This window comes from Lactobacillus sp. PSON, assembly GCF_052615405.1.
In genome coordinates, this window is the sequence record NZ_JBQXFW010000007.1 from 53285 (window position 1) to 72817 (window position 19533).

The following is a 19533-nucleotide window of genomic DNA, read 5'->3' on the forward strand; positions in this document are numbered from 1 at the left end:
ATTCATATACCAGAACACAAAAACATAAAGTGTCTAATTTTCAAAAATTTTTAAAGCACGAACTACGATTCCTTGAATTTGTAATTCACTATATTTATCTGGATTAATTAAATAGTAATCAAAAGCTGCAATTGCCTCTGAAGCTACCATTTCATAAACCAGATCATCCTTAGGCAATCCTCGCTTACGAAGATTCTCTTTAATTGCATTTTTCCATTTTTCAATAAATCTTGCATCAGGACGAAATTTAGTTAAAACTAAAATTTCAGTTTTATGCTCTCTAATAAATTCAACAACATCCAAAAAATAAGAAAAATCTGTTGGTTTTACTTTTTTTCTATCAGCCAATTCACTATCTCGTGAGCTCAATTCCTTAACTAAATCATCTTCAATTTCTTTTAACAATTCATCAATATTACTATAATGACTATAAAAAGTACTTCTACCAATTCCAGCTTCTTGACAAAGTTTTTTAACTGAAATTTGCATTAAACTATGCTTCGTTAATAACTTAATAAGTGCCTTTTTTAATGCAATTTTTGATTTCATTATTTTTCACACCTTAAAATAAACAGCATTGCCTCAAATTAGCAATGCTGTTTTCTATATCATTTTATTTAGTTAACAACTCTTCATAAGCATCTTCATACTTAGGAATATCGCCTGCACCCATAAATACTACAACAGTGTTTTTATGCTTAGTGAGATCTGCAATATTATCTAAGTCAATTACTTCTGAACCTGGAATATTCTTAGTTAAGTCTTCGCTAGTAATATCACCACTATTTTCACGAGCTGAAGCATAAATTGGAGTTACGTATGCTTTATCTACGCCACGCAAAATTTCTTCGAAGTCTTTTTGATACTTTTTAGTTCTGGAATAAGTATGTGGTTGAAAGACTACCACTAATTCCTTATCTGGGAACTTTTGACGAGCAGCTTGAATAGTTGCACGCATTTCTGTTGGGTGATGAGCATAATCATCAATTACACTAATATCGCCAAAGTCTTTTTCACTAAAGCGACGCTTAGCACCCTTAAAAGTTAGCATTCCTTCACGAATATCTTCCATTGGTACTTTTTCAGTATAAGCAACCGCAATTACAGCTGTAGCATTTAAAATACTGTGGTCGCCAAAAAGTGGAATTTCAAAACGTCCTAAATCTTCACCATGAGCTACTACATTAAACTTAGAGCCTTTGGTTGTCTTTTCAATATTAACAGCTTGGAAATCATCACTATCATTAAAACCATAAGTATACTTAGGAATTTCTGTTTTAAGGCTTTGAAGACGCTTATCATCACCCCAAACAAAAAGTGCCTTTTTAGTTTGATCTGCAGCAGTTTGAAAAGCTGAAGTATAATCAGCTTGATCTTTGAAGTAGTCAGGGTGGTCAAAGTCGATGTTAGTCATGATTTGGTAATCTGGATGATATGCCAAAAAGTGTCTACGATATTCATCTGCTTCATAAACAAAGAAACGTGAATCTTTAACACCTTTTCCTCGACCATCACCAATAAGATAAGAAGTTGGTTCAACTTCACCTAAAACATGCGCTAAAAGACTAGTAGTTGAAGTCTTACCATGAGTACCAGATACACCAATTGAAGTATGCATTTGTACAATTTCTTCAACTGTATCAGGATAGCTTTGCCATTCTACACCTTGGTCAAGGCAAGACTTAACTTCTGGATTATCTTCTTTAAAAGCATTTCCCTTAACGATAATTTGACCTTCAGATTTAATATTTTTAGGATCAAAGTTTTTTACTTCAATCCCTGCCTTTTCTAAAGGAACTTGGGTAAAAGTATATTTTTCAATATCACTACCAGCAACTTTATAGCCTAAATCATGTAAAACAAGTGCTAAGGCTGCCATACCAGTACCTTTAATACCAATAAACCAAATTTCTTTTGTCTTATCTAACATATTATTGTCTCCAAACATTTAATTGCAATTTATTCGCTTTTAATTTTACCATTTTTTTAGTAAAAATTTTAAACAAAATAAAAAAGAGGCGTACTGGGCCTCTTTTTCAATATAAATTACAAAGTGATTTCACCACTAGCAATTAATTCATCGCACTTAGTTGGTTCAAATTCTGCTCCAACTTCAAAGTTATCTGGAACAACCATGATTCCACGCTTTTGTGGTGCATGTGATAAGCCAAGTTCTCTTGCAGAACAAATCATGCCGTATGAATCAACACCGCGCAAACTACCTGGCCAAATTTGTTGACCATTTGGCATCAAAGTACCAGGAAGGGCAACAACTACCTTTTGTCCTTGAGCAATGTTTGGCGCACCACAGACAATTTGATGTTCTTCTCCACCTACATCAACAGTAGTTACGTGCAAGTGGTCACTATCTGGATGTGGTTCACAAGTCTTAACATAACCATAAACTAAAGTTGGCTTACCATATTCAAGGTTACCTTCAAAGCCAACTTCTTCAAGCTTCTTATTAAGAGCTTTAAGTTCATCATCATTTAAACGAACTTCACCATTTGGCAACTTATCATAGTCCAATACTTCATTTACGTTAAAGAAGTTGTAACCAATCAAATTACCATCTTTGTCAGTAACGCGGGTTACATCGCTTTTTTCTTCAAATTCACTTCTGCCGTTGTCTTCACCTAAGATAACGATCAAAGTATTTGGATATGCTTCTTTATTAATACTAGTGATCATTTATTAAAATCTCCTCTTTTAGTCAAGTGACCGCAAGAAGTTTTCAACTTCATCTTTTGTCTTACGGTCCTTATTAACTAGTCTACCAATTTCTTGACCATCTTGGTAGACAACAAACGAAGGAATTCCCATAATATTTAATTTTTTAGCTAAATCAATTGATCCATCACGGTCAATTTTATAAAACTTTGCATTTGGAAAGTCTTTTTCAATCTGTGGCATAAATGGATCTAAAAAGCGGCAGTCTGGGCACCAAGCTGCTGAAAATTCAAGCACAACTCTGCCATCTTTTGTAATTTCCTTAAGCTTATCTTCGGTTAATTCTTTAATTTCCTCCATTTGAGTTACCTCGTTTCTGTTAGCTTACTTTTTACAAGTATTATAATCAAGAATGGTAACTTTGCCAACTATTTTGTTTTAAAATTTGCATGAAGAGCATAAATCGGATTACCCTTTGCAGCAAACTTATGCTCATATTCGGTTTCTACATTCTTTTCAACGATTTCTGGTTTTTCATGATGCAAGTCAACTGATACAAAATCAAAGTGCATCCCGTAATTATTAAGACTTTGAACAGAATAAGCAAAAAGCCCAGAATTATCTGTCTTAAATTCAATATGACCTTCAGGCATTAATACCTTTTTATATTTTGCCAAAAAACTTTTATAAGTTAAACGGCGTTTTTCATGACGAGTCTTAGGCCACGGATCACTAAAGTTTAAGTAGATAATTTCAGCACTATTTTCTTCAAAGAAAAGATCAATATCAGCTGCATCGCCACGCAAAATTTGTAAATTATCTAAATTTTCTTCAAGCTTAGTTCTTAAGATAATTCCTGCTGCTGTAGTTTGCAGTTCTAAAGCTACAAAATTCTTATCAGGGTTTTGCTTAGCTAAAGTTGTAATAAAAGCTCCCTTACCAGAACCAACTTCGATTTGAAGAGGAGCATCTGGATTTTTGAAACGATTTTTCCAGTCAATTTTTTCTTGTGGGTCTGGATTTTGTAAAACACTTTCTGGATGATCATTTACAAGCTTAACAGCCCATGGTTTATTTCTTAGTCTCATTTTTCTATTCCTTTACTTCTTATTCTTGACTTTGTAAGGCAAATAGCCAACATTTAAAATCCAAACAAAGACAAATAATGCCGCAATTGCCTCAAAAACATTCAAGTTAATATTTAGTACAACTAACCAGAATACACTAATCACCAGCCATTGCAAGAGCAAAGCTAAACTTAAAACTTGTACTAAATCACGACCTCGATTATCTCGACTAATTGGATAAACGCGATACATAATATTTGAATCAAATTCTGTTGCCATTGGAAGTAATTGATAAACTGTCAAAAAGACAACCAAAGCAGATAAACCTAATGCCCACTTCCAATCTTGCACAAGCCAAGAAACCAAAACCGCAAAAACTGTCATTCGTACAAGCAAGTTTAAATATTCTGGATTTCTAAGAAGAGATCTTCTATATAAGAATTTATTTGGATTTTCTTTAGCTAAATTCTTAGGAAGTAAGAAGTCTAAATATTTTCTACGTTTAATTGTAACTTGCTTTTCTTGAACATCAGTAAACATTGAAAAAATTGAATATACTCGATCTTTTCTAAGTCGTTCAGTATCAATTGCATAGCGCCAGTCAAATAAATTCTTTTTATTAATTTTATTTCCAAATGCTGGTTGAAAATTAGGCTCAAAAAACATTCCTATTACGCCAAGACATAATCCAATAACTTCCCAATAACTACTTGCAATCATAATTATTAAAGCTAATAAGCTCAATATATTAAAGTTTATTTTTTGACCAAAATATAAATTATTTTCTTCAGCACATAATTCATCATACTTTAAAATAAGAGCAACTATTACCAATAAAATATAATTTACTACTCCCATTTGAGCCTTAAGATTTGCAAATGGAAAAAGTATTCCTGCTAATAACAATTCTAAAATTACTGGCAATATCAAACTATAACGAAACATCGGTTTCAAATATTGCCCCATATTTTTATCTTGTGTAAATAAAAATTGCATATCAGCTTCACGAATAAGTGTAACTAAATGTCCAGTTAAAAGTGGCAGCCAAAGTAAAATTCCAACCAATGGTTTATAAAACCAAAGATTACTTGGCATTGTTTTCATTGATTGCGCATACCAAAACATTAAGGCACCAAACAAAAAAATTAGTGCCAAAATAAAGAAATCATTGAAAACCAAGGTTAAATATTTAACTGACTGCTTAAAATTTTCATTCAAACGCTTCTTTGCAATATTATTCATGATGGTCCACCTGATTCAATACCTGATATAACTTGTCAAACGGATCATCTGGTTTTAGACCATAGTGCTGACGAATTTCTTTTAAAGATCCAATAATTTCAATGGTTCCATTATTAAGAACTGCATAATTTGAAATAGCCTGTTGAGCATCTGCTAAAACGTGTGTAGTCATTAAAACCATCTTGCCTTCCACAATTGCCTTTTTAATCAAATCAATCAAATTTGCTACAGCTAGTGGATCAAGACCAGTAAAAGGTTCATCAATTACTAAAAGACTAGTATTAGCTAAAAACGCTGAAACAATCATGACTTTTTGACGCATTCCTTTAGAAAAGTGAATTGGTAACCATTCTAGCTTATCATCAAGTCTAAACATCTTTAAAAGCTCATGAGCTCTTTTCCAAGCCTTTTTTTCATCCAAATTATAACTAAGCATTGTTAATTCTAAATGCTCTTTTAAAGTTAACTCTGGATAAAGGACAGGAGTTTCTGGAATATAGGCAACTTCACGTTTAAACTTTGTTGGCTGCTGCGTCAAAACAACATCATTTAAAATAATCTTTCCTTTTTGAGGGCGTAACAATCCTAAAATGTGCTTAATCGTTGTTGACTTTCCAGCACCATTTAGTCCAATGAGCCCTAGTGCCTGCCCCGGCTTTATTTCTAAATTTATATTCTTAATCACAGGCACTCCTGTATAGCCACCTGTTAAATTTTCAATTTTTAAACTCATTTTTTCCTATCTTTCTTTAGTTATGTTTGCCTCATTATGATAACATGGAAGTATTAACAACTAAAATTTTAAAGAAGGTTTATTTATGGAAAATTTAGTAGACGATTGTTTATTCTGTAAAATTATTAAGGGTGACGTTCCAAGTTACACTGTTTTTGAAAATGATGATGTCAAGGCTTTTCTTGATATTTCACAAGTAAATCCAGGTCACGTTTTGATGATTCCTAAAAAGCATATCGTGAACTTATTTGACTACACTAATGAAGATGCTAAAAAGTATTTACAATATATTCCAGAAATTGCAAATGCTATCAAAAATGCTTTTCCAAATGTAACTGGTATGAATATTACTACTAACAATGGTGAAGTAGCTGGGCAAGTTGTCATGCATTCACATATTCACTTCATTCCTAGATTTGAAGGCGATGGCTTACACCTTATGACTCGCAACAATGCAGATGATTATAATGAAGCAAAGTATACCGAAGTTGCTAACAAAATTAAGGAACAATTTTAAGGAGACATATTTTGAGTAAGTTTGGATTAGGTTTAGCAGCAGGAGCTGCTGCAGGCTTTGTTTTATCACTTTTTAAAGATCAAAATGGCAATCGCTTAGGCGCTTCAATCAAGCGCGACTTTGATAGTTTTATGTATGATGCAGAAAGCTTAGCTGAAGGTATTCAAAATGCTAAAAAGGCAAGCTACGAATTAACGCAAAGTTTACCTCAAGCAGAGCGCGCTGTTAGTGATATCAGTGATGATGTTAGTCATTATAGTGAAAGAATTGCCCCTGATGTAACAAATATTGAAAAATCAGCTCAAAAAATTGAAACTGATTTAGATAATACTACTAAGAAAAATTAAAGAAAGTTTGATTTTTCTGTGAAAATTTAAGCTTTAAAAACAAGTAAGCTTATTTTGTGGTATATTAATTGTCGGTTACTTAATTTTATTAAGGATGTGGAGAATTTTTTATGAAGAAATATATGAAAAAAGCAGCTGCAGCTTTAGCAGTTGCAGGTGTTGCATTATCACTTTCCGCTTGTTCAAGTGGCAATAAGACTGTTGTATCTTACAAAGGTGGTAAGATTACTCAAGAACAATACTACGATGATATGAAGAAATCTCAAGCAGGTCAAAGCGCACTTGCAAACATGATTATCAATCGTGCTTTAGAAGAACAATATGGTAGTAAAGTTTCTCAAAAAGAAGTTGATAAGCAATACAACAACTACAAGAAGCAATACGGCTCTCAATTCAGCGCTGTTCTTCAACAAAACGGAATGACTGCAAGTTCATTTAAACAAAACTTAAAGACTAACCTTCTTTCAGAAGCAGCTCTTAAGAGCATTAAGAAAGTTACTAAGAAACAAGAAGAAGAAGCTTGGAAGTCATATCAACCAAAAGTTACTGTTCAACACATTTTAGTAGCTAAAAAATCAACTGCAGAAGATATTATCAAACAATTAAAAGATGGTGCTAGCTTCAAGAGCTTAGCTAAGAAGTACTCACTTGATACTGCAACTAAGAATGATGCCGGAAAATTACCAGCATTTGATTCAACTGATACTACTTTAGACAGTAGCTTTAAGACTGCTTCATTCAAGCTTAAGACTGGTGAAGTTACTGAAACTCCAGTTAAGTCACAATCTGGTTACCACGTAATCAAGATGATTAGTCACCCAGCTAAGGGAAGTTTTAGCTCTCATAAGAAGGCTATTGATAATGAAATTTACGCATCAATGGCTCAAGATCAAGAAACTATGAGAAGCGTTATCGCTACTGTATTGAAGCGTGCTGATGTTTCAATTAAGGATAACGACTTAAAGAACGTATTATCTTCATACATTTCAAGCAGTGACTTGAAGAAGTAAGATTTTTTATTACTACACAAAAAAGCAGCCATGTAGCTGCTTTTTTTGTTTTATTCAAGTTTTTTACTATTTGATAAGGCAGGGTCATCTTTTGGTCTATAAAATCTTCTACCATCTTGACTCATAATGTTTTCCGTAAATTGTCCCGGTTTTGTATGCTGCAGAGCATTAGTAATTGCATAAATTGAAGCATCTAAATCATCAATTCGATGTAATAATTCCGCCTCTAATAAAGCAGGCAATTTAGGTGAACCATATTCAAACTTTCCATGATGAGACAAAACCATATGTCTAAGTAAAAGTAAATCTTCTGACTCTAAATCCAATTTTAAATCTTTGGCGGCCATCATAATTTGCTCATCAATCAAAACTAAATGCCCTACCAAATTGCCTTCAGTTGTATATTGCGTTGCAACAGGACCTGTTAATTCTAAAACTTTTCCCATATCATGCAAAATACACCCAGCATAAAGCAAGGAGCGATTAACTTGAGGATAATTGTCAGCTAGTGCTTTAGCATCCCTAAGCATTGATACAGTGTGATAAGCAAGTCCCGCCCTCACAGCATGATGATTACTTTTGCCTGCAGGATATTCATAAAAACGGTCTCCCCACTTTTTAAGTAAATATCTGACAATTCTATTCCAGGTTGGATTCATTATTTCAAAAACGTACTTGCCAATTTCTTCCTGCATATCACTAGCTTTTTCAGGCGCAGATTTAATAAAGGCCTCTAAATCATATCCTTCTTGTTCACTAACAGTTCTTAAAGAATAGATTTTTATTTGAGGACGTCCTTGATACTCTTCTCTTTTACCATTTACTTCAACTATGGTTCCCGTTGAAAAAATATCGCTATCTCTTTGGCTAGCATCCCAGTAGTTAGCTCTAATTTCTCCTGATTCATCTCCAAGTGACAAAGCCAAATATAGCTTATCTTTTTTAGTATGTCTTAATTGCGAATTTTTAATCATTACTACGAGGTCCATTTCCTCGCCATCATTATAATCAAGCAATCTTTTAAGCATTTTCGTTCCTTTCAAAGGTCAATGGCCTGATTCCTAACTTTTCAACCAAATTTTCTTGAGCAGTAAAAATCAAAATTTGATTATTTTCTGCTACTTTTTTTAATAACTTAACAATATATTTTATTCTATAATCATCAAAATTTACAAATGAATCATCAATTAAAATCGGTAAAATTATCTGATCCTTAATCTGTTCAACAAAAGCTAATTTCAAGGCAAAATATAATTGTTCACTTGTTCCTCGCGACAAAAATTTAACTTCCCGCTTCTTACCATCACTTCTCATAACTGATAGTTTTTTATCTAAAATAATATCAGTGTATTTCTCACCAGTTAAAAGTCTAAAATATTCTTTAGCACTTTTTAGCATTTTAGGAAATCTTTTATTAGAAGCAATATCAAGCGCATGACTAATCCACTTCGAAGCAAATAAAGCAGCCAAGTATTCTTTACTAATATTTGCGAATTGAGCTTCTATGTCAGCTAAACTTTGTTTTTTCTCAAAAATAGCCTTAGAATCTGCCAAGTTTTTCAATTGGATTTTAATTTCTGCAATATTTTGATGTAAAGAAGAGATTTCTTTTTCCTTCTGAGTAATTTTATCAGAAATTTCTTTTAATTGATCTATTAAATTATTTGCTGACTGAGCAAGCTCTTCTAATTCATCTAAATTATCCGTCAAATTAGATTGCAAAGTTTCAATTTGTGTTTGAAGCTTTGTTTGTTTTAATGACTCCTGATACAAATTATTATACTCAGAAATATTTTTTACTTCTGCTTGAGTCAATAAAAGTTTTATTTGTAAGTTTACTTCTTTAAGATGATTAAGATTATTATTCAAATTTGTTTGTATTTCTTGCTGCTTATTCTGATTTTGAACAAATAATTTATTTTTAGCTTCAAGCTCATTTAAAGCAATTATTACACTATTAAAATCAGGATTTATGGTCGTTTTCAAAGCTTTATTTAATTCATTGGATAAAGCTACTAACTTAGCATGAATTTCGTTAAGGTGTTTGGTATTTTCTTTTTCTGCTTTAATTTTTAGCCTATATTGAGCCAGTTGCACTAATAAATCTTTTAAATTTAGTCGATCAGGATCTAAACCATATTTTTGTCGAAAATTATTTCTTTTTTGGTTAGCCTTTTTAGCTTTTTCAACTAATAATTTTTTCTTTTTATTTTTGAAAAATTGATAATACACACCATATAATCCAACACTTATTCCTATAATGATATAAATCAAGGCACTACTCTTTAAAAAAGTGATACTTGCTACACCAAAAATAGCTAATAACATTCCCAAACAAGCAACTGGATTAATAATTGATTTAGAAAATTCAGGAATATCTTCTTTTTTAGGTAAATTATTATAATCAGCTCTTAATTCTTGAACTTCATCTTGACTCTTACCAAAAACCTGTCCCAACTCAGGTGTTAAAGCTAAAAGCTGTTCTTCTTCCGCTTTAATTTGGTCAGCTTTTTGACGACATATTTTATCTTCTGTTTGCCATTGTAAAAGTTCAGCTCTTTTTTGTAATAATTCATCATAGTTATTATCTAAATTATCGCTCTTTAACTTTTCAAGCTGCGCCTTTTCATTATCTATTATTCTTTTTAAATTATCTTCTTGAGCAAGCAAAGATTGAAACTTTTGATAATTTTGATTATCAAAGTTTATCTTTTTCCTTTGTAAGCATAATCTTTGTAAAGTCTGATAATTATTTAAATCTCTTTTTAAATTACTAAGGTGACTTTGTTGCCGATTCAATTTTTCTAAAATAGCAGTCTGTTCAGTTAACTTTTTAGTTTGTTTATTAAGTTCAGCTTGTAACTCTTTATATTGAGAAAATTCTGTCTGACTTTGAAGTAAATCTTCTCTTTTATTTTGAAGCTCTTGCAATAAGCGATTTACTTCCGGTCTTTTTCCGGTCTTTTTAAATAGGCTTCTAGCTTCTTTATCGAACTTGTCTCGTTCTTTTATCAGTTGGGTACTCTTAGAAGCTCCAAGATAATAAATACGCTCTAGGAGGTCTTCTTGTTTTAAAGCAGTAATTTTACCTAGCATTCCTTGATTAAAAATAAAACTATCAACATAAAAATCACTATCAATATTATGAATCTTATCAAAAAAGATATCCTCAGAAACTTCTTTTCCATCTTTTTTTACTGTTAAGATTCCGCGCTTAGTCTTATCCCCTTTAGCCCACAAACGCTCTAACTTGTATCTATCACCAGTTTTTTCATCTTCAAAATAAAGTGCCCCACCCATTGGAGATACCTGAGCCAAAGGCTTATAATCTTCAAAAAAAGGCGAAGAATTATTTCTTAAGTAAAAACCAAACATTATTTGCTTGATAAAAGCAACTGTTGTACTCTTACCAGCTTCGTTAGCACCAAAAAAGACATTCAATTGTGAGCTTGGCAAATCAAACTTTACATCAGATAATTGACCAAAATTAACAATTTCTATTCTTTTAAGTCTCATCACTAAATCCTTTCAATCGACTAGCTAATTTTACTTCTGCAAGTTGCTTTACATGCTTTTTAAACGATGGACTATTAGCTAAACGATAACTGAAAGGGTCTTTTTTTGCCCAATCTGAAATAATTTGTAAAAACTCCTCCTCAAAAACTACTTCTTCTGCATCCCTAAATGCTTTCTCATCACCAGAATTAAGTTGAAATTTTTCATTTACTTCAAATTTAACATCAACTAATTGTGAATCATTTTGTAATTGTAATGAAATTGATGTCCAAAAATTATTATCTTCTAATAGCTCTTTTTCTTCATCAGTTAAATTTTGTGCACCAATAACCCTTAATGAGTAATAAGTGGTTTCCAATGGATGGAGCGAATTTAAAATTAAACTTTGCAATTTACTTTTAGCTATTTCTTGGTCTATTTCAATTTCTACTTCTTGCCATTTAATAGGGGCTGTTTTTATAAAATCAATTTTAACTTTTTGAGTTTTTTCATTAACTTCACCTAAATAACAACCCTTTTCTCCCATTTCATTAATGTGCCGTCCTTGAATATTTCCCGGATAAACTATCAAAGGAGCTTCAGAAATAATTTGTCTTTTGTGAATATGACCTAAAGCAAAATAATTATAATTTAATGCCTTTATTTCTTGAACTGTATAAGGAGCATAACTGTTCTTATGTGTTGTACTCTTTTCTTGAGCGTGCATTATCCCAAAAGTAAAATCATTTGTCTTTGATGGAAACTCACTAATCATATTTTTTTCAATATGATTATTTAAATACGAAAACCCAACAACATCATATTTAAAGCCAGATTTTGTTTTGTAGCTAACTTTTTCTATTTTTTCTCCATTTCCAAGCAATTTAAAGTATGGACTTTCTTCAACAAGTAAATCTTTTTTGTCCATATGGTCATGATTACCAAAAATCATCACAACTTGAATATTGGCATCAGTTAATCGTTTAATCTCTTTAGCAAAAAATAATTGGCTGCTTGGTGTAGCCTGACTACTATCAAAAGTATCCCCTGCTATTAAAACCAAATCAACTTGCTTTGTTAAAGCTAAATCAACTATTGTTTTTAAGGATTGATTAGCTGCATCATGTATTTTATTAAATGCTTTAGATGGCAAAAAAGATAGCCCACGAAATGGACTATCTAAATGCGCATCAGCAAAATGAATAAATTTCATATTACCTTATTTTCTAAGATCTGCGTAAAGATCGTTAATTGGATTTGTGAAAGTCTTTTGAACATCATCCAATAACTTATATACAACCTGTTCACTTTGCAAAAGCTTTACAATGTTCTTGTTGTCTTGAACTTTCTTGTTCAATTCTTGGTATGCCTTTTGATCATCTTCACTAAGTGGTGCACCAGTTTGTTGAGCGTTAATGATCTTAGTTTGAAGTGCATCCATTTGCTTGAACAAATCTGCACTTTCTTGATCATCCATTACAGCCTTAACTGCTGCTTGAAGATCCTTAAATTCTGGGGTTTCTTGTAAGTCCTTTGCTAATTGATTAGCATTATCGTAGATATTTACCATAAGATAAAAATCCTTCTTTCTAATAAAATTTAGTTGCCAAAAAGGCCCTTGATATCATTATACCATTGATTGAGCGTCTCTTGGGCAGAACCGATTCCTTTTTGAATTTTATCTCCAATTCCACCAGTCCAATCATTATTTGCACCATTTTCTTTAATTATTTGACTTGGTGCTTTCTCACTAAACTGAGTCTGAGCAGTATATGGCAATATTCCTTCCATTTCAGCCTTATATAATCTAGTAATCCCTGTTTCAGATATTCCCTGCATAAAGTGCTGACGATCGGTTCTATCATATCCTACCCAAGTTGCCAATACAATATCAGGAGTATAGCCTACAATCCATTGATCTTTAGTACCAAAGCCATAAGAATTTGGTACTTCTGTAGATCCAGTTTTCCCAGCAACTCTAAAACCATTTGGCTGAGCGCTTCGTGCAGTCCCGTTAGTAAAGACTCCTAACATCATTGTCGTCATTTCTTTAGCAGTATTAGTTGAAATAATTTTATGTGTTTTAGGGTTATTATTTTCAACTAATACATTTCCACTGGCATCAGTAATTTTAGTAATAAAATAAGAATTATCTGGTAAACTTCCCTTATTAGCAAATGCGGAATAGGCTCTAGCCATTTGAAGTGGAGATACACCACTAGAAAGTCCTCCTAGTGCTAAAGCTAAATTTTGGTCATTTTTTGGAACATTAATACCAAAATTTTCTACTGATTTAACACCCTTTTGGACACCTATTCTATCTAAAAGCCATACAGCAGGGACGTTTTTACTTTCTGCTAAAGCTTGATACATTGGTATCTTATCAGAATAACCATTATCAACATTATGAGGTTCATAACCATTCTTACCAAACTTTTGCAGCTTATTAGAAAGTTCTGAATCATAATGATAACCTTCTTGAAGAGCTGGTGAATAAACTGCAAGTGGCTTGATTGCAGACCCTGGTTGGCGCTTCATCTGGGTTGCTCGATTATAACCTCTAAACACATGCTCGCCGCGACCTCCGACAACTGCTCTTACAGCGCCAGTAGAAGGATCCATCGCTACACTTGCTCCTTGAACTTGAGTACCATCAGAAGCTGAAGTTGGAAAAAGCCAACTTTGATTGAATTTTTCCTGCATTTGTCCTTGATAATCTTGATTCAAGCTAGTATAAATTTTAAGACCCTTATTCATAACATCTTCTTCTTTTAAGCCATATTTATTAATTGCTTCATTAACAACTGCATCAAAGAAGTAAGGATATTTATAGCCATCTTTACCATGATAAGTATCATCAAGTGTTAATCCTGTTTGAGAAGCGGCAGTTGCTTCTTGTTTGCTGATTTTACCAGTGTCAGCCATCAAACCTAATACCATATTACGTCTTGCAGTTGCATTAGCCATATGATCAATTGGGTTATAAAAACTAGGATTTCGCAACATTCCTGCCAAGGTAGCTGCTTCACCTAAAGTTACATCACTAGCATTTTTACCAAAATATTTTCGACTTGCATCTTGGACGCCCCATACTCCATTACCAAAGTAAGCATTATTAAGATACATAGTTAAAATATCTTTTTTACTATAGACATGATTAATTTCTATTGCAAAAAACAACTCCTCAAGCTTACGAGAAAAAGTCTGTTGCTGAGTTAAAAGCGAGTTCTTAGCAAGTTGCTGAGTTAAAGTTGAACCACCACCAGTAATTTCACCATGATGAAGCACAAGATTAATTCCAGCTCGAGCCATTCCCTTAACACTAAAACCAGGATTTTTCCAAAAGGTTCTATCTTCTGTAGCTACTACAGCTTTTCTAATATTTGGTGAAATTTGATTGTATTTTACAAAAGAACCTTTTTGAGAGTATAGAGACCCGGCCTTTTTTCCTTTATAATCATAAATTGTAGTCGTTGTTGAAAGCGACGCCTTCAAATTCGAGATATTTGAAGTTTTGACTTTAATGGTGTAATACGTACACGTAACTAAAGTCAAAAGCAAGAGGATCACAATAATCCATCTGCCAACATAGAAGCGATTATCAAAACGGCGCCATGCCTCTTTGAAACCGCGCTCTTTAGATTGGTTGTTCATCTTGCATTCTCCTTTACAGTAAACAAGTTGATTTTACCATATTTGATGAAAACGTACGTTTTTCATTTAGAGATTTAAGAAAAATACAAAAATTATGACATACACTTTTACACTTTTATATCCAAAAGATAAACCAGAAATTTCAGTTAGTGACTTATTAAAGGAACTCCTTATTCCTCGTAAATGGCGCCACTTTTTAAGAACAAAAGAGCAAGTTACAGTTAATGGCAAGTATCGCTATTTTAATCAATTAGTATACCCTAATGATAAAGTTCAATTAAAGTTAGATTTTATCGAAAGTCAGCAACAAACTTATCCTGCTAGTGGCAAAATGCCAGATATTATCTATGAAGATGAGAATTTATTGATTATTAATAAGCCTAAAGGTCAAAAAACACACCCCAATTTATTTGAAACTGATACAGCCTTAAATGACTGTGCTACTTACTTAAAAAGCAGCCCTTATATCGTACATCGTCTTGACATGCTCACTAGCGGTCTTCTTTTAGTAGCAAAAAATCCTGCCGTTGTTCCGATTCTTAATCGAGAATTAACAAGCAAGATTTTTAAAAGAAATTACGAAGCTACTGTTATTCACCCAGAAAATTTAAATTCTTCTGGCACAATTACTGCCCCAATTGGGCATAACCCACTAGACCAGCGCAAGCGAATGGTAAGAGAGGATGGTTTAAAGTCAATTACTCACTATCAGTTAATCCAGAAAAATAAATCCACAGCTAAAGTCAAAGTAAGTCTAGAGACTGGCCGTACTCATCAGATTCGTGTACATCTAGCTTCTATAGGCTCACCTATTGTGGGGGATCCATTATACAATCCTGAGTTTGATGAAAGTGATTTACAACTTAAAGCGGTGGAGATGGAATTGATTAAGCCTTATAGTTTTGACAAGATAAAGGTAGAATTATAATAATCTTTTTAATTCTTCGTAGAAATTTTCTCTAGTACCTACCAATAATATAATTACTATAATATTATCATCTTTAATTTTGTATCCTATACGATATTGCGTTTTTTGATACCAAATTTTTTTAGTATAAATTGTTGCTAAATCGCCTTCTTTGGGTTTTCCTGAATATGGATTAATAGCAATATCCTTAAAAATTAAGTCAGAAAATTTCTTTTTTAATATTCTATCTTTTAACTTCTTAATATATTTTTTAGGCTTATTACTACCAAACTCAATTTTATAAACCAATTTCTTTTTCAAACTCCTCTTGTGTCATTGGTTGTGCTTTTTCATCTGCTTCAGCAGCAATTTTATCAATAGCACTAGGAATATTTGATTTCATTTCTTTAAATTTTGAAATCAATTTCTTACCTTCATATCCCTGATTTACCAAATCCTCTAAAATTTTATCATCAAAATCCCAAAAGTCATCTTGAGCAAACTTATAAAAAATACCATTTTTAGTTAATTCAGGAATCATTTTAGTATTTTCATCTATGTTAAAAGATTTAGGTACTAATAAAACTAAAGAATTCCCTTGTTTTCTAACTTTAGTTTCTTTTACTGTAGCCATTTTTTCACCTCATATAAGTAATTACATGTAATTGATTAACTTGATTATAACACAGATTAAATAAATCCTCTAAACAAAAAACGCAAGGACAAAATCCTTGCGTTTTTTTTATCTTAATAGGAGATATTATTCTTCGTTCAATGATGAACGGTCAAATGATACATCCTTAAGTTCGTCATCGATAGTTCTAGTACCCATCCAAGCAATCATTTCCTTCATCTTATCAGTGATTGCTTCAGTACCTGGCAAGAGAAGCTTACGTGGGTCGTAACCCTTGTTCTTCTTGTCTTCGTCCTTACCTTCTTCGATGTACTTACGAGTAGCTTCTTGGAATGCTAATTGGAATTCAGTGTTGATGTTGATCTTAGCAATACCAAGTTGAATAGCCTTCTTGATTTGGTCTTCAGGAATACCTGAACCACCGTGAAGTACAAGTGGAGTGTTTGGAACAGCGTCAGCAATTTCCTTCAAACGAGTGAAGTTAAGACCCTTCCAGTCAGCTGGGTAAACACCGTGAATGTTACCGATACCACAAGCAAGCTTGTCAACACCAGCTTCAACGAATGCCTTAGCATCTTCAACAGAAGCTAATTCACCGCCGCCTTGGTTTTCACCGATCTTACCGATTTCAGCTTCAACTGAAATACCACGTTCGTGAGCAAGCTTGATGATTTCCTTAGTCTTAGCCAAGTTTTCTTCAACTGGAAGATTGTGACCATCAAACATAACTGATGAGTAACCAAGCTTAATACATTCAATAGCTGAGTCGTAGTCACCGTGGTCCAAGTTCAAGATAACTGGAACTGAGATACCCATTGCGTCGATTTGGTCAGCAACCATGTCCTTAACGAACTTGTAGCCACCCATGTACTTAGCAGCACCAGTTGAAACTTGGATAAGCAATGGAGTTCTAGTTTCTTCTGCAGCACGAAGTTCTGCACGAGTCCATTCCAAGTTGTTAGTGTTGTAAGCACCTACAGCGTAGTGGTTCTTACGAGCATCTAAAAAGATTTGATTACCATTATCAAAATAAGCCATTTAAAAAATACCTCCTAAAAATCTTACATGTTCATTGTACCTTTTATTGAGTAAATGAACAACGTTTTCAGATAATGTAAGCGTTATTATTTTATTTTAACTACATTTCCTTAGGAGCGTTTACACCCAATAAGCGCAAACTCTCTGTTAAAACAATTGATGTTGCTTCTACTAATGCAAGACGAGAAGCAAGTTGATCATCATCAGTCAAGATCTTCACATTAGCATAGTACTTGTTGAACTTCTTAGATAAGCCTAAAGCAAACTTAGCAATTACAGATGGTTCAAACTTATCTGCACTTCTTGCAATGATTCTTGGGAAGTCTGCTAAGTCTTTAGCAACTGCGAATGCCCATTCATCATCTAAATTAAAGTTATCATCTGCTGGCTTTTTACCCATTGCAGCAGCTTTACGCAAGACACTTTGCGCACGAGCATTAGTGTATTGTACGTAAGGACCAGTATCACCTTCAAAGCGCACAACTTCTTCTAAGTCAAAGTCAAAACTATCAAGACGGTCATTCTTAAGATCGTGGAAAATCACAGCCCCTACACCAACATCATGGGCAACTTGGTCTTGATCAGCTAAGTCTGGATTCTTTTCTTCAATTTGCTTCTTAGCTAAACTTACAGCGTCCTTCAATACTTGATCAAGGAAAACAACGTTACCTTTTCTAGTTGATAACTTCTTACCACCTTGAGTAATAAGACCAAATGGAATGTGGTGAATATCATCTGACCAATCATAGCCCATCTTCTTAAGAACAGTCTTAAGTTCAACGAAGTGTTGAGCTTGCTCATTACCTACTACATAGAGCATCTTAGCAAAGTCATATTCCTTCATTCTCCATTCAGCAGCTGCCAAGTCACGAGTTAAGTAAATTGAAGTACCATCTGACTTAACAATAATGGCTGGATTTGCATCTTCACCCATATCAACTACTTGAGCACCACGAGATTCATGAAGTAGACCTTTATCCTTCAATTCTTCAATTACAGGTTGCATCTTATCGTTAAAGAATGCTTCACCATTATATGAATCAAATTCTACACCAAGTTCTTTATAAATACGGTTAAAGTCAGCTAGTGAAACTTCACGGAACCACTTCCAAAGCTCAACCGCTTCTGGATCTCCTTCTTCAAGCTTCTTAAACCATTCACGGCCTTCTTGTTCAAGTTCTGGGTTTTCTTCAGCTTCTTTATGGAAACGTACATAGTAGTGGAAAAGATTCATAATAGGATCCTTCTTCACATCTTCTTCATTTCCCCAGTGCTTATAAGCCGCAATCAACTTACCAAATTGTGTACCATAATCACCTAAGTAATTGATCTTAATAGGCTTGTAGCCAACTTTTTCCATAGTTTTGGCAATTGAATTTCCAATTACAGTAGAACGAAGGTGGCCCATACTCATTGGCTTAGCGATGTTGGGGCTGGACATATCAATAGGGACATTTCCATGACCAATTTCTTGATCTCCATAGTGTTCTCCAGCTGCTAAAACATCCTTCAAAGTTGAAGAGATAAGCTTTTCGTGGTCAATTGCAAAGTTAACATATGGTCCAACAGCCTTAATGCTTGCAAAGTCATCACTTGATAATTCACTAGCAATATTTTGGGCAATTTCTGCAGGATTCTTGTGCATAGTCTTTGCTAAAACAAAACAAGGAAATGCGTAATCCCCCATCTTAGGGTTCTTAGGACGTTCAATAAGAGCATTAATCTTTTCTTCTGGAAGATCTACTTGACTATTAATTAATTCAACAACTTCTTTTTTAAAATCCATATGATGCCTTTCTATATAAAAAACGCCTCTTCCTACAATGTAGAAAGAGACGAGATGTTATCCCGCGGTACCACTCAACTTGATACTTAAGTATCCGCTTGTTATATTCTATTCTTATTAGCTAGACACGCCTTCATGAAGGTTCTTACCTGCCTCACACTCTATGCAGATTCGCTGAAAAAAACTACTTCACTACTACTTCTAACACTTCTGTGATATTATACCAGCTAATGCGGTTTTTTGCTACTGATTGAGTTTAAAACTTAATTGTTATCCGATTCAAAATTTTTTGCTTTTAATAATTTTTTCAAATACCTTATATCTTTTTACAATAATTATCCTTAAAACAAAACAGCCCTCATTCCTAATTAGAACGAGAGTTGTTTTGTTTGTTGTTAATTTTTACTGAAAATATACTGGAGAAAGCTTGGGA

General features: G+C 33.3%; 19 protein-coding genes and 1 pseudogene. 4 read left to right on the top strand and 16 right to left on the bottom strand.

Annotated elements, in window-relative coordinates:
• Positions 1-33 precede the first annotated feature (33 nt).
• The 7 genes and pseudogenes from ACTHPI_RS07270 to ACTHPI_RS07300 all read right to left on the bottom strand — a co-directional run bounded on the left by ACTHPI_RS07270 (position 34) and on the right by ACTHPI_RS07300 (position 5712).
• The gene (locus ACTHPI_RS07270) at positions 34-549 is read right to left on the bottom strand and encodes a TetR/AcrR family transcriptional regulator (RefSeq protein ID WP_445353506.1); all 516 of its coding nucleotides are present in this window, start codon (positions 547-549) and stop codon (positions 34-36) included.
• Between the two features lie 64 nt (positions 550-613).
• On the bottom strand, positions 614-1930 hold the full coding sequence (gene murC, locus ACTHPI_RS07275) for a UDP-N-acetylmuramate--L-alanine ligase (protein WP_445353507.1): 1317 nt from the start codon (positions 1928-1930) through the stop codon (positions 614-616).
• 116 nt (positions 1931-2046) lie between these two features.
• Entirely contained in the window at positions 2047-2691 is a 645-nt protein-coding gene (gene ytpR / locus ACTHPI_RS07280) for a YtpR family tRNA-binding protein (protein WP_445353508.1), read from the bottom strand.
• Between the two features lie 18 nt (positions 2692-2709).
• Positions 2710-3033, bottom strand: a pseudogene (locus ACTHPI_RS07285) (thioredoxin family protein); the annotation flags it as partial.
• 65 nt (positions 3034-3098) lie between these two features.
• A complete protein-coding gene (gene trmB, locus ACTHPI_RS07290; protein WP_445353509.1) occupies positions 3099-3758 on the bottom strand; it encodes a tRNA (guanosine(46)-N7)-methyltransferase TrmB in 660 nt (219 codons plus the stop codon).
• 12 nt (positions 3759-3770) lie between these two features.
• Entirely contained in the window at positions 3771-4979 is a 1209-nt protein-coding gene (locus tag ACTHPI_RS07295) for an ABC transporter permease (protein ID WP_445353510.1), read from the bottom strand.
• On the bottom strand, positions 4972-5712 hold the full coding sequence (locus ACTHPI_RS07300; RefSeq protein ID WP_445353511.1) for an ABC transporter ATP-binding protein: 741 nt from the start codon (positions 5710-5712) through the stop codon (positions 4972-4974). Before ACTHPI_RS07300 ends, ACTHPI_RS07295 begins: the two co-directional genes overlap by 8 nt.
• An 85-nt stretch (positions 5713-5797) precedes the next feature.
• Between ACTHPI_RS07300 and ACTHPI_RS07305 the strand changes: the two genes are divergently transcribed.
• From ACTHPI_RS07305 to ACTHPI_RS07315, 3 genes are all read left to right on the top strand, one after another.
• Entirely contained in the window at positions 5798-6229 is a 432-nt protein-coding gene (locus ACTHPI_RS07305) for an HIT family protein (protein ID WP_445353512.1), read from the top strand.
• Positions 6230-6240: 11 nt separating this feature from the next.
• Positions 6241-6576, top strand: a complete 336-nt coding sequence (locus ACTHPI_RS07310; RefSeq protein ID WP_445353513.1) for a hypothetical protein — start codon at positions 6241-6243, stop codon at positions 6574-6576.
• Between the two features lie 110 nt (positions 6577-6686).
• The gene (locus ACTHPI_RS07315) at positions 6687-7586 is read left to right on the top strand and encodes a peptidylprolyl isomerase PrsA (RefSeq protein WP_445353514.1); all 900 of its coding nucleotides are present in this window, start codon (positions 6687-6689) and stop codon (positions 7584-7586) included.
• Positions 7587-7636: 50 nt separating this feature from the next.
• Here the strand turns inward: ACTHPI_RS07315 and ACTHPI_RS07320 are convergent, their stop codons facing one another.
• Genes ACTHPI_RS07320 through ACTHPI_RS07340 form a run of 5 tightly spaced genes read right to left on the bottom strand, consistent with a single transcriptional unit; the run spans position 7637 to position 14735 of the window.
• Complete coding sequence (locus ACTHPI_RS07320; RefSeq protein ID WP_445353515.1) at positions 7637-8614, bottom strand: 3'-5' exoribonuclease YhaM family protein; 978 nt, start codon at positions 8612-8614, stop codon at positions 7637-7639.
• A complete protein-coding gene (locus ACTHPI_RS07325) occupies positions 8607-11102 on the bottom strand; it encodes an AAA family ATPase (protein ID WP_445353516.1) in 2496 nt (831 codons plus the stop codon). Before ACTHPI_RS07325 ends, ACTHPI_RS07320 begins: the two co-directional genes overlap by 8 nt.
• Entirely contained in the window at positions 11092-12294 is a 1203-nt protein-coding gene (locus ACTHPI_RS07330; RefSeq protein ID WP_445353517.1) for a metallophosphoesterase family protein, read from the bottom strand. Before ACTHPI_RS07330 ends, ACTHPI_RS07325 begins: the two co-directional genes overlap by 11 nt.
• A gap of 6 nt (positions 12295-12300) precedes the next feature.
• A complete protein-coding gene (locus tag ACTHPI_RS07335; RefSeq protein WP_445353518.1) occupies positions 12301-12651 on the bottom strand; it encodes a YlbF family regulator in 351 nt (116 codons plus the stop codon).
• A gap of 29 nt (positions 12652-12680) precedes the next feature.
• On the bottom strand, positions 12681-14735 hold the full coding sequence (locus ACTHPI_RS07340) for a PBP1A family penicillin-binding protein (RefSeq protein ID WP_445353519.1): 2055 nt from the start codon (positions 14733-14735) through the stop codon (positions 12681-12683).
• A 94-nt stretch (positions 14736-14829) separates the two neighbouring features.
• On the opposite strand from ACTHPI_RS07340, the gene ACTHPI_RS07345 reads away from it, so the two are divergent.
• Positions 14830-15663: an RluA family pseudouridine synthase gene (locus ACTHPI_RS07345; protein WP_445353520.1), complete on the top strand. Its 834-nt coding sequence runs from the start codon at positions 14830-14832 to the stop codon at positions 15661-15663.
• Here ACTHPI_RS07345 and ACTHPI_RS07350 read toward each other — a convergent pair.
• The 4 genes from ACTHPI_RS07350 to argS form a co-directional block, all read right to left on the bottom strand.
• Complete coding sequence (locus ACTHPI_RS07350; protein ID WP_445353521.1) at positions 15658-15951, bottom strand: type II toxin-antitoxin system RelE/ParE family toxin; 294 nt, start codon at positions 15949-15951, stop codon at positions 15658-15660. The two genes, ACTHPI_RS07345 and ACTHPI_RS07350, sit on opposite strands and share 6 nt — an antisense overlap.
• Positions 15941-16276, bottom strand: a complete 336-nt coding sequence (locus ACTHPI_RS07355; RefSeq protein WP_445353522.1) for a toxin-antitoxin system — start codon at positions 16274-16276, stop codon at positions 15941-15943. The genes ACTHPI_RS07350 and ACTHPI_RS07355 overlap by 11 nt, the downstream gene beginning before the upstream one ends.
• A 126-nt stretch (positions 16277-16402) precedes the next feature.
• Positions 16403-17314 (bottom strand): ketose-bisphosphate aldolase, encoded by a 912-nt coding sequence (locus tag ACTHPI_RS07360; protein ID WP_445353523.1) that lies wholly within the window; start codon positions 17312-17314, stop codon positions 16403-16405.
• Positions 17315-17414: 100 nt separating this feature from the next.
• Complete coding sequence (gene argS / locus ACTHPI_RS07365; protein ID WP_445353524.1) at positions 17415-19100, bottom strand: arginine--tRNA ligase; 1686 nt, start codon at positions 19098-19100, stop codon at positions 17415-17417.
• Positions 19101-19533: the final 433 nt, after the last annotated feature.

Excerpts from the sequence above, each read along its gene's own strand:
- ACTHPI_RS07335 (WP_445353518.1), bottom strand. The coding sequence starts at position 12,651 with ATGGTAAATATCTACGATAATGCTAATCAATTAGCAAAGGACTTACAA.
- ACTHPI_RS07360 (WP_445353523.1), bottom strand. The coding sequence starts at position 17,314 with ATGGCTTATTTTGATAATGGTAATCAAATCTTTTTAGATGCTCGTAAG.
- ACTHPI_RS07345 (WP_445353520.1), top strand. The coding sequence starts at position 14,830 with ATGACATACACTTTTACACTTTTATATCCAAAAGATAAACCAGAAATT.
- ACTHPI_RS07325 (WP_445353516.1), bottom strand. The coding sequence starts at position 11,102 with ATGAGACTTAAAAGAATAGAAATTGTTAATTTTGGTCAATTATCTGAT.
- ACTHPI_RS07355 (WP_445353522.1), bottom strand. The coding sequence starts at position 16,276 with ATGGCTACAGTAAAAGAAACTAAAGTTAGAAAACAAGGGAATTCTTTA.
- ACTHPI_RS07300 (WP_445353511.1), bottom strand. The coding sequence starts at position 5,712 with ATGAGTTTAAAAATTGAAAATTTAACAGGTGGCTATACAGGAGTGCCT.
- ACTHPI_RS07340 (WP_445353519.1), bottom strand. The coding sequence starts at position 14,735 with ATGAACAACCAATCTAAAGAGCGCGGTTTCAAAGAGGCATGGCGCCGT.
- argS (WP_445353524.1), bottom strand. The coding sequence starts at position 19,100 with ATGGATTTTAAAAAAGAAGTTGTTGAATTAATTAATAGTCAAGTAGAT.
- ACTHPI_RS07330 (WP_445353517.1), bottom strand. The coding sequence starts at position 12,294 with ATGAAATTTATTCATTTTGCTGATGCGCATTTAGATAGTCCATTTCGT.
- ACTHPI_RS07305 (WP_445353512.1), top strand. The coding sequence starts at position 5,798 with ATGGAAAATTTAGTAGACGATTGTTTATTCTGTAAAATTATTAAGGGT.
- ACTHPI_RS07295 (WP_445353510.1), bottom strand. The coding sequence starts at position 4,979 with ATGAATAATATTGCAAAGAAGCGTTTGAATGAAAATTTTAAGCAGTCA.
- ACTHPI_RS07315 (WP_445353514.1), top strand. The coding sequence starts at position 6,687 with ATGAAGAAATATATGAAAAAAGCAGCTGCAGCTTTAGCAGTTGCAGGT.
- murC (WP_445353507.1), bottom strand. The coding sequence starts at position 1,930 with ATGTTAGATAAGACAAAAGAAATTTGGTTTATTGGTATTAAAGGTACT.
- ACTHPI_RS07320 (WP_445353515.1), bottom strand. The coding sequence starts at position 8,614 with ATGCTTAAAAGATTGCTTGATTATAATGATGGCGAGGAAATGGACCTC.
- ACTHPI_RS07270 (WP_445353506.1), bottom strand. The coding sequence starts at position 549 with ATGAAATCAAAAATTGCATTAAAAAAGGCACTTATTAAGTTATTAACG.
- trmB (WP_445353509.1), bottom strand. The coding sequence starts at position 3,758 with ATGAGACTAAGAAATAAACCATGGGCTGTTAAGCTTGTAAATGATCAT.
- ytpR (WP_445353508.1), bottom strand. The coding sequence starts at position 2,691 with ATGATCACTAGTATTAATAAAGAAGCATATCCAAATACTTTGATCGTT.